This window comes from Carboxylicivirga sp. (assembly GCF_982718395.1).
Genome location: NZ_CEXQWX010000006.1, coordinates 74917 through 85358 on the forward strand (window position 1 = coordinate 74917; position 10442 = coordinate 85358).

General features: G+C 37.1%; 6 protein-coding genes. All 6 read right to left on the reverse strand.

Annotation, left to right across the window (positions count from 1 at the left end; translation table 11 throughout):
- Positions 1-46: 46 nt before the first annotated feature.
- Positions 47-2803 carry a carboxypeptidase regulatory-like domain-containing protein gene (locus AC4MRQ_RS02700; RefSeq protein WP_491196097.1) on the reverse strand — a complete coding sequence of 919 codons (2757 nt, stop codon included), beginning with the start codon at positions 2801-2803 and terminating at the stop codon, positions 47-49.
- A 1039-nt stretch (positions 2804-3842) separates the two neighbouring features.
- Complete coding sequence (locus tag AC4MRQ_RS02705; protein ID WP_491196098.1) at positions 3843-4667, reverse strand: hypothetical protein; 825 nt, start codon at positions 4665-4667, stop codon at positions 3843-3845.
- Positions 4668-4685: 18 nt separating this feature from the next.
- Positions 4686-6110 carry a RagB/SusD family nutrient uptake outer membrane protein gene (locus AC4MRQ_RS02710; protein WP_491196099.1) on the reverse strand — a complete coding sequence of 475 codons (1425 nt, stop codon included), beginning with the start codon at positions 6108-6110 and terminating at the stop codon, positions 4686-4688.
- Positions 6111-6126: 16 nt separating this feature from the next.
- Positions 6127-9042: a SusC/RagA family TonB-linked outer membrane protein gene (locus AC4MRQ_RS02715; RefSeq protein ID WP_491196100.1), complete on the reverse strand. Its 2916-nt coding sequence runs from the start codon at positions 9040-9042 to the stop codon at positions 6127-6129.
- 71 nt (positions 9043-9113) lie between these two features.
- Positions 9114-9557, reverse strand: a complete 444-nt coding sequence (locus AC4MRQ_RS02720) for a DUF4625 domain-containing protein (RefSeq protein ID WP_491196101.1) — start codon at positions 9555-9557, stop codon at positions 9114-9116.
- Between the two features lie 235 nt (positions 9558-9792).
- Positions 9793-10442: T9SS type A sorting domain-containing protein (locus AC4MRQ_RS02725; RefSeq protein WP_491196102.1), on the reverse strand; the 650-nt coding region annotated here is incomplete at its 5' end.

Sequence of the window (10442 nt, forward strand, 5' to 3'; positions counted from 1 at the left end):
AGCCCTTGTTTCCAAGGGCTGCCTCATTTTTATAATGGATAATCATTTAAAGCTTATTGACTTTTACGATGTTGACATTACCATTTATATCTCTAGCCCTAAGTACATATATGCCTTTGGCTAATGAAGCCAAATTAATTTGGGTAATGCTATGGCCTGTCTCAATTAGTTTTTGAGTTCCTGTTATATCAAATACTCTTACTTCAACAATCTCACCAGGAGCTGTTATATTAAGGATATCTTTAACCGGATTCGGATAAACTTTTAATGATGCATTCTCAGGCTCATTAATTGAAGTTGGTGTCGTCTCTGTCAATCCATATTCCAAATCTTTTGTATACTTGTTTATGGTTTTTGTCACCGTGTAAGGCTCATAACCATCTTTTGTAACAGTTATTGTATATGATTGGTAACTGCGTATACTTACAAATTCTGCAAAACCAAGGCTAGTTATATTCGATGAAGACGTAGCCTCATATTGGAAATAACCATCATCCAATACAACTTTAGCTCCACCTAATTCTCCACCTACATCATCAGTCCCTCTCACTTCAGAATCGTAAACAATAATATTGATATCCCTTTTCGTAGGCACGATTGTATACATATGCTCAATATCCGTATCAGCATTAACTGTAAAATTGGCAATAGCAATCATGTCCTCATATCCACTTTTGGTTACTGTTAAGGTATAATCACCATAGGGTACTTTATCAATGTATGCTACCCCAAATTCGTCTCCCGAACTTCCAGTACCATCACGGTAAGATTCACTGGAGTTGGTATTATTTACCAGTTTCACTGTGGCTGATTTTAAAAGGCCTTCACCAGGAAAGGCATTATAGATCTCTTCATCATAGACCTTAAAGATAAAGTCTTTGGCAGGTCTGAGTTTTATTGTAAGACCTTCTGTAGTAGCATCTGATACACTAAAGTCTGATCCATATGCACTCTTAATGGTTTCGTAACCATCCATAGTAATCTCATACTTGTAATCTCCGTAAACCACATCGGTAAAACCAGCATGACCATCGCTACCTGAAGTAGCGGACCAGCTATAGGTATAATTAGATAAAGAAACTTCAGCACCTTCAAGTGGATTATCCTGATCGTCTGTAATTATAAAATCAAATGAAGCAATTTCAGTTTCTTTGTCCATTGTAATGGACTTGTTATTTGTGCCTTCGTATACTCTGTATTCAGTTTCAATACCAAAGTAACCATCTGCAGAAACAACCATATCATAGCTTCCTTGCTCAATATCCACAAGAGTTACTTGTCCGTTAGCGTCTGTTACAACAGTATGTTCATTCAAACCATTATTAAGGGTTATTGTAACATCCTGAATTGGGTCGCCTGAGGCATTATGGGTTACTGTAAAGTTTACAGTTCCGTTCTTAAATTTAGTGTTGCTTAAATCGCTTGTTGAGATATCCGTATTACCCGCACCATCATCCTCAAAAATGTATAAGGTATTACCATTTACAACTAGTTTCTTAATCTCTTTAAAAGCTTCACCTCCAGATTCTATCTCCCGGCTCAGAAAGTAATTATTACCGATAACTCCAGTTAAGCATTGGATTTTGGAAATTCCAAATGTCGTATCATAATATCCATAAACCATTCCATAAGGAGTAGCTTCCATATCAATTATATCCTGTCCGTTTGTAGAAGTTGCAACAATTGGTGTTGGATTTTCAACATCAGTACGAATTACATATATCCCGCTACTACCAGCCATGGTTGCTGTGAAAAATAATTTATTACCTGATAACACCAGGTTATCAACAAAATCATCTTCATCAACTCCATTGATATCAATAACTGAAATATCATCGGGTCCATTAACAACTGTCAGTTTTCTGAAACCGGCCGTTGGTTCACTAATGGCAAAAATCTTATTGTTACTTTCAATTAATTCGGTATCGTAGAAATTATGAGCCGTTGAAGTTGTAATCTGAGTAGGGTCACTAAGGTTTATGAATGTCATTGGCTCAGTTCCAGGAACAGAAGCATTATAGCTGGTAGCAAATATATAAGTGTCATTAGCAGCCAAATGACTCCATTTAGCTGCAGACCCTGACTCAAATTGGGCAAATTTACTGATAGTGCTGCCAGCTTCATCATAATTGATTTTAATTAGAGCTTCACTTCCAAAGCCTGCTGCTAGAGGTGTTGCAAAATATAAACTCTGATCGATGAATATTGTAGGAACCTCACCTGTATTGTTTACATTGGTATTTAAAGCCATACCTCCAAATGCCGGATCTTCAGCTAGCGTTGATGTCCCGGCTACAGTACCATTTGTTTCCTGTACGTTTAAAAGAAACGTTCTTGCAAAGGGACTGTATCCTCCATTAATAAAATTGTAATATCTTGCTCCAGTACTATATGGAGCTTTAACAATGCCGGCAACGTTAAGGTTAGTGCCATCAGCGCTAATAAATAAGCCAGATGCCGTACCATTATTTAATATTCTAACCTGGGAATAATCCGACTCTGAAGTAAACTTACCCTGATAAAAGGACATTGGATCATCTGTCCATCCTTGTAGGTATTTTGTCATATCCTGATCTAAAACATCTGCCTGGGTATAGTTTTCTTCATCCAATGCATAAGAAACCACATCATTGCTTCCGTTGTTTAAAATATACACAATACCCGTGTTATAAAGATTGGCCTCTTTAAAGCTACCTTGCTCACTATTGCGTAGATAGGTATCTGGCTCAATCCCTACAGGCTGAGCATATCCTGCAACGACATAAATGAATAAAAAGATTAAGGGTAAAAAATTTCTTTTCATAGTATTAAATTTTAAAATTAATACAAGTCTCCACCAGTTGAAGACCTGCTAAAGTAGATTCATAAATAACATCCGGATTAATTATCTCCCTATTGGATATCTATTCTATTATTCATACCCAGAAAAAATATCCTATCCGGCTATAACAAAACAGCTCTTTTAAACCCTGAAAACAAAAAATAGTGCCATAGTGGAACCTCAGCCCAACGTTAATAAAACCTCAGCTTTTACACTAAAACCAGTATATACAACCTCACACATAAAATCGTAATACACTGATAGACTTCAAATAACAACCTCACAAAAAACATTTATGAACTAAAATAACCTCAGGTGTGATCAAGAATATTTCTATCTGAATTTATGCCTCTTCATGATGCAAAAAATGATATAAAGTAGGGGAAAATCGGATGAGATATTAAATATGAGACAAAATCCAACAATTAATTTAGCTGACAAGTATCTCACAATACCAACTCTGTTCATATTTTCTAATGAAAGGTCTTATATAGCAAAACCATCATGAATTGATTGCTTTAGATGTAAATCAGCATCATTGTTTGAAATTAGGTGACAAGGTACTCCATCAATAGTAACTGTTGTGTGACCAAGCTTCTTTCATTGCATAACATAGTCATACCGAGAATATAAAATGCGAGCATAAATAATCATTTCAGGAGCAACTATCTCAATTGTATATTCATATGCATAAGTTACTAAAGCTCCTATTTCTGCCGATATAGTGCCTCACAAAAAACTTACTAATGGCCCTGTTTTGGCAGCAAATAATGTTATTCTTAACATCAGGGCAATAAAACCCTTTGGAGTCGCGTATTAATACCTTATTAATGTCTATATCTAGATATGGTTCTTAGTATCTCATCTATTTTAGCTACAAACATATTTCATATTCCACGGGTAAATAAATCTATTAGAAGTAACCAGAAGGTGAACGTTTTTATTAGATGCACTTTAACCAATAAAAAAGGCTGCCTTCTATTTAAGACAGCCTACATTGATTAAAATACGGGGTTAGTCCTTATTCTTCAATTTTTTGCATATCAAAGGTTCCTATGTCCCAATATGAATTTAACTGATCTTCTGGATAAACATGATATTCAATACCTTCAATGCTACCTAAGCAAGCATTATATACTCCAGGGTTGGTGCTTCTCACCCAATAATTCTGGTATTGCGGTTCATTTTCCGGATCCGTATAAAAGAATTGATTAGGTACACTGCAGAATCCGTCTCTAGGGTTAAACATGATTTGTACAGCCGTGTTTTGTTCACCCCAAAAACCATCAATGTAAATCGAGTAGTCATCAGGTCCTGCTGTAGCATTAACCTCATATTCAAACTCACCAAAGATAGAATGCTCATAAACCGTATATCTGCCAATAAAAGCATCGCGATTAAAGTCACATTGCTTAAAAAGCATTTGATCATAACTATTTCTGAAGCTTGCAACGTCAATAGTATTGCCGGCAGCTAGATTTAACCTCAATAATACACCTTCTGGTTCTGCCGATTCAAACAATCCTTTTACTTGTACTTCTGCTATTACTTCACCCGCTGCAATTGTTACATTTGGAGTTAACAGTTCAAAATTAACTCCCTCTATAGCAGATGATACATCTGAATCTACCACCACATCAAAAGTTCGATCCTGATCAACTGCTTTGGTTACACCTACTTCTACTATAAAAACAGGATTCGTATCATCAACCAATTCATTGCTACTCATTTCAATGAAATGGATTTGAGATGGCCCGTTATAAGGCTCAATATCATTGTTTGCACATGAGCCTAACAGAATTATCAATGCAAATAACACATTGATATTATATACTATTTTTTTCATTTGTGTTCTAATTTAAGATCAATACCCCTCGTTCTGTTCAATGTTTTCATTTCCGTTTAACTCAACAGTTGGTATTGGCCATTGCCAACGAAAGTCATCAGCTGGTATCTCCAGATCATTAGCCACGTTAGTATTGGGTTGAGGTTCACGTTTAAACCCTAAACCTTTGCGTTTTAGATCGAACCAGTGGAATCCTTCAAACATCAATTCTTTACGTCTTTCTTTCTCGATCAATGCTTTTAAAGCATCGCCTTTCTGCTCCACAACTGGTGCGGGATCAATTCTATATGCCATGAGTGTTTCCATATCATCAGCAGCTTCATCATCATTATTCAGAAAAGCGTATGCCTCTGCTCTGATCAGGTACATTTCAGCCAATCGCATGGGTTTGGGCATATTTAACCCCTGTTGATCGAAAGACGGATTGGTTGGGTATTTTTGGAGTAATAATCCATTCCAGCCAAAACCTGTTTGCGTGTATACAATATTGTTTTTTCTAATATCGTTGTACTCAGCCAACTCATCGAGCCACCATTGTGCAGGTATATAATCGGGTGAAGGGAGTTGAGTAGGTCCATTTCTGTTATAGAAATTATATCCGGGTGCTGCCCCTGCGTCAGTTGGCGTATATCCAACTTTCCAAATAATTTCACTTCCTGCATCATGAACGTACATATTAATATAATTAAACCCACTCGACAGGTAAAATATAGAACTATCAATAACCTTGCTTGCATAATCTACAGCTGGATAATAATCTTCCATATCCAAGGCAACCCGTGCCATTAAACCATATGCAAACTCTAATGAGAAATAAGTTTGATCGTATATGGATGGTAAATGGTTGATCGCCATTTCAATATCGTCAATAATATAGTTATACACCTCCTTAACCGTGTTACGTTTGGGTTGAGCTACTTTATTTTCGGTTACGTATGGAACACCTAAATCGTCATCATCGGCCTGTGAATATGCCTTTCCAAACAAACGCACCAGGTTGTAATGCAGTAATGCCCTTGCGACATAAGCTTCCCCTTTAATTTGCTTTATTTTGTCTTCGCTGCCCTCAACACCATCAATATTGTTAATTATAAAGGTTGCATTATAAATAGCAGCATAAGAAGTCATCCACATGCCAGCAACTTCACTAGAACCCGGATATAGTTTCCATGCGTAGGCATTACCGTGTTGATTAGTGAAAAAAGTAGTCGCAAGCGCAGCATCTGTCATTAATGCAGGATAAATAGTCAAGGCTGTTCCGTATGAATCGCTGCTCTTAAAACCTGAATACACACCATTCATAATCATTTGTGCATCTGCTACTGTATTCAATGCGTCTTCAGTAGGAATAGCATCTGATGGCTTTAAGTTGAAAAAATCATCACACCCCACCAACAACGGCACACTCACAATTAAAGCTATAATGAATCTAATATTTTTCATTTTCTTCATTTTTAATTTAGAAACTTAAATCAACACCCACTGTAAAGGTTTTAACATTGGGATACATGTTCAACTCGTTTGCTCCATGAAACTCAGGATCAAGCCCTTTGTAACCTGTCCATGTAAACAGGTTTTGCCCTTGAACATATATTTTAGCGGCATTGAAAGTATTCGTCCCCATCAGTTTGTTTAAGTTCAGATTATAAGCGATGTTAAGGTTTTTCAAACGCACAAATGAGGCATTCTCCAACAAACGCGTGTCAAACTGATTATCCTGATATTTTGGATGTGGGTTAATGGCAATATCACCGGGTTCTTTCCAATAGTCAAGCATATCTTTACTTTGGTTATAACTGGTAAACATTCCATGGCTTTCTGTGAAGTAACGTGTGTTATTAACCAGATACTTTTCGGCCATCCAAGTAAAGAATGCTGAAATCGAAAGGTTTTTATAGGTTGCTGTTGTTCTTAAACCACCTGTTAACGGTGCGATAAATGATTTACCATCCTGTAATACCCGATCGCTATCTGAGTAAAAGTCAGTCACCGTTCCATCTTTTTTGTACCATAAACCCTTACCATTAGAGGCATCTACTCCAGCCCATTCAGTCATGTAAAATGTGCCAAGTGGTTTACCAACCTGAATAAGTGTTGATGTTTGATCTAACTCAGTTAAACCACCATAAAGCTTGGTTACCTCATTTCGGTTATAAGCCATATTGGTATTAACATTGAAGTTGAAATTTTGTGTTTGTATCAGATTGAGATCAAACTCTACCTCAATACCTTTATTGGTCATTTCTCCAATATTTTCCATTCGACCACCTACACCACTTGTCCATGAATATGGAATATAGAATAACATGTCTTTGGTGTCTTCCTTATACAATTCAACTTTAGCTCTATACCGACGTAAAAATGCAAAATCCAGAGCAACATTGGCCTTAATCTTCTTTTCCCAGGTTAAATCAGGGTTGCCGTACTGACCATAGTATGTGGCCTGTTGGTTTTGATAAGAGCCGAAATAAAATAGCTCTGCCTGCTGATAGTTACCAATGTTATTATTTCCTGTTTCACCAATACTTGCTCTAATCTTCAGTTGATCTATCCAGCTAATACTCTTAAATAACTCTTCTTCCTGAATGTTCCAACCAATACCGGCACTCCAGAAAGTACCCCAACGGTTGTTTGCTCCAAATCGAGAAGAACCATCGCGACGTAAACTAAAATCAGCTAAGTATTTGTATTTATAATTGTAATTAAAGTTTCCGAAGAATGAGGCCATTGTATATTCACTCATTCCACCTCCCCAACTATTAATCAATGTACCTAACGATACCTGATTAAGACCATTTGTAGGTAAGTTTTTTGAGCCAACACTTAAAGATTTATATTCGTTTATCAAAGCCTCCTGACCAGCTAAAAGTGTAAAGTTATGATTTTGGTTAAGCTGTAACTTGTAGGTTAATGTATTGGTAGGCATCAGACGGTAATTACGCCTAAAAGCTTCAGTTATGGAGCCTTGTACACCAGCTCCTCCATATGCAAGAGGGTTAATGTAAGAACGTCCTGTCCTATAATAAAAATCCAAACCAATATTAAATTTGTATACCAGATTCTTAACCAGTTCTATATCGAAAAATCCACCACCTACGATTTTTAAAGTTTGTGCGTCATTCTCATTGAGGGACAGCTCTTCCAGGGGGTTAACTCCGTAGGGAAAGCCATCTGAATTATACGAGCCATCCTCGTTTTTATTGTATAAATAAGGATTAAGCATACGTGCGGCGAAAATTGGGTTAAGAAGACTATTAGCTACTGTATTGGTATTGTTCTTCATCTCCTGCCCCAGCATCAGGTTGATACCAAAGTTGCTTTTTTCAGAAATCTTGTTGTCCAGGTTTAAGCGTAAGGTAAAGCGTTCAAAATCTGATCGAGGCATAATACCATCCTGAAAAAGGTAGCCACCTGACAGGTAAAAACGAGTTTTTTCGTTACCTCCGCTTACAGCAATCTCATGCGATTGAGACATGGCATTGTACAAAACCTCATCGAACCAATTAGTATCAATTCTTAACAATGCAAGTTTTTCCTCAGGTGTATATTCCTTAAGGCCTAAATCTTCTTCATATTGTATTTTTTCAGCAGTATTCATCATATCGAAGTTATCACGGACTACCTGACTAACTCCATACTGCCCCCGGTATTGAAAAGAGGTTTTACCACTACCATCACCTCTTTTTGTTTCAATTAAAATAACACCATTACTTGCTCTTGAACCATATAATGAAGTTGCAGTCGCATCTTTCAAAACAGTCAGGCTTTTAATATCATTAGTATTGATTGAACTAAATTGCCCGGCTGTAATTTGAACTCCATCCATGATATATAATGGCGAATTACCAGCATTGATTGAACTGGTCCCGCGAACGCGGATTGTAGCTGAAGAGCCTGGAGCACCTGATGAACTTGTTGCTACAACACCGGCCGCTTGCCCTTGCAACGCCTGATCAAAACTAACAACCGGAATCTGTTCAAGCTTTTCTGCTTCAACAACCTCCACTGAACCAGTATAAGCACCTTTCTTTTGCTTGATATATCCTCCGTTCACCACAACTTCATCAATCGTTTCATTGTCGGGCTCTAAAAGAATATTGATTTCTGTTTGTCCGTTAATACTTACTTCTTGTTTCTTATACCCAATAAATGAATAAACAAGCACTTGTGCATCATCTGGTATTTGTAAGTTGTAGTTACCTTCAAAATCAGTAACAGTACCATTTGTTGTTCCTTTCACAATAATGGTAACACCAATCATCGGCTCTCCGTTATTTTTGTCTTTTACTGAACCTGATATGTTTTTGTTTTGTGCCAAAACAGGTTGTGAAAAAGCAATACACAGCAAGAGCAGATATGTTAATACATGCTTCATGTCGATTTTTTTATAAGTCTTTATTTAGTTATTCTTTGATTATTAAGATTCTATCTTATGTTATTGATTAACTACTTAATGGTTATTGGTATCTCTGTAGTGCTATAGTTTAACGTCATGTCAACTGTTAATACTCTTAGTATATAGTTACCTGCCATGATGTCTCCGGGTATAGTCAACTGAAACAGGTGTTGTTCTACAAGACTATCTTCTTTACCTGACAAAGGAAAAGTTTGTGGGTCTGGTTCCCATGGTTCATCCCAGCCTCTTGTAGCTTTTAGACCCTGAGCAAGGTAAAAGGTACATTCTTTCAACTCAATGTCATCCGTGAAATGCCCGGTGAACATAAGGGTGTTGCCGCGGTAGTATACCGTATTATCGGTTGGCAAACTTATAATGGCTTCGGGGGGAGTAGTATCCTCGGTTTCATCCTTTTGACATGATGTCAAATACGGTAAAAGAAACACAAGTGCCAACAAACACTTAAAATTCATACACTTATCACTTACTTTCATTTGCCAGTTTTTTAATACTTTATTTATAGTAATGAACTCTCAAGTAAATTGCCACCCCTGGTTAAATATGTTTTGATGTCAATTTTACATGCTCGTATCATTGTCTTAGTTTTATTTTGTCTCCTGGATATTTCTTACTAATACCAGCAATCCACTTCAGGTTATTTCAAAAATCGTTCATTAGCATATTTTGAAAATCTACCCTCTCCTTTGAGAGGGTAGTTTCCGGCACAGATTAAAACTTATTAACCTTGGTTAATAATGTCTTTCCATTTACATCGGTTGTTTTTATGATGTATAATCCTTTTGCTAATTCTGAAATATTAATTTGCTTAATGTCTTCACCTGTTACCTGCTTTTGCTTGGCTCCATTGATGTTGTAAACTTCAACATTAACAATAGCTGATGATGAACTAACATTAATAACATCAACTGCAGGATTTGGATAAATCAATACTACTGAAGCTTCGGTGTTACCGATTGAAGTTGGTACTTCTGGAGCATCAGTCACTTCTATGTTGGCCCCGTTGTTACAATCTACTGTTACACTTCCGGTTGCCGTTACATAACCTTCTTTCTCCATCGTATAGGTATACGACCCGTATGGCACATCTGCCAGGAACTCACCACCCCACATCTCTGAAGTCACAAAACTCTCTGTGTAATCTGCTCCATCGGTTAAGGTCACTGTTACATCAAGCATTGCCATTGGGGAACCAATCCAGAAATATACATTGTTGGTCGTGGCCATAACTGGTGCATCTGTTACCTCTACATTCGCTCCTCCATTACAATCTACTGTTACACTTCCGGTTGCTGTTACATAACAGTCTTTCTCCATCGTATAGGTATACGACCCGTATGGCACATCTGCCAGGAACTCAC

Bases quoted from the DNA above. Each gene is read 5' to 3' on its own strand.
- AC4MRQ_RS02700 (WP_491196097.1), bottom strand. From the start codon at position 2,803: ATGAAAAGAAATTTTTTACCCTTAATCTTTTTATTCATTTATGTCGTT.
- AC4MRQ_RS02705 (WP_491196098.1), bottom strand. From the start codon at position 4,667: ATGAAAAAAATAGTATATAATATCAATGTGTTATTTGCATTGATAATT.
- AC4MRQ_RS02710 (WP_491196099.1), bottom strand. From the start codon at position 6,110: ATGAAAAATATTAGATTCATTATAGCTTTAATTGTGAGTGTGCCGTTG.
- AC4MRQ_RS02715 (WP_491196100.1), bottom strand. From the start codon at position 9,042: ATGAAGCATGTATTAACATATCTGCTCTTGCTGTGTATTGCTTTTTCA.
- AC4MRQ_RS02720 (WP_491196101.1), bottom strand. From the start codon at position 9,557: ATGAAAGTAAGTGATAAGTGTATGAATTTTAAGTGTTTGTTGGCACTT.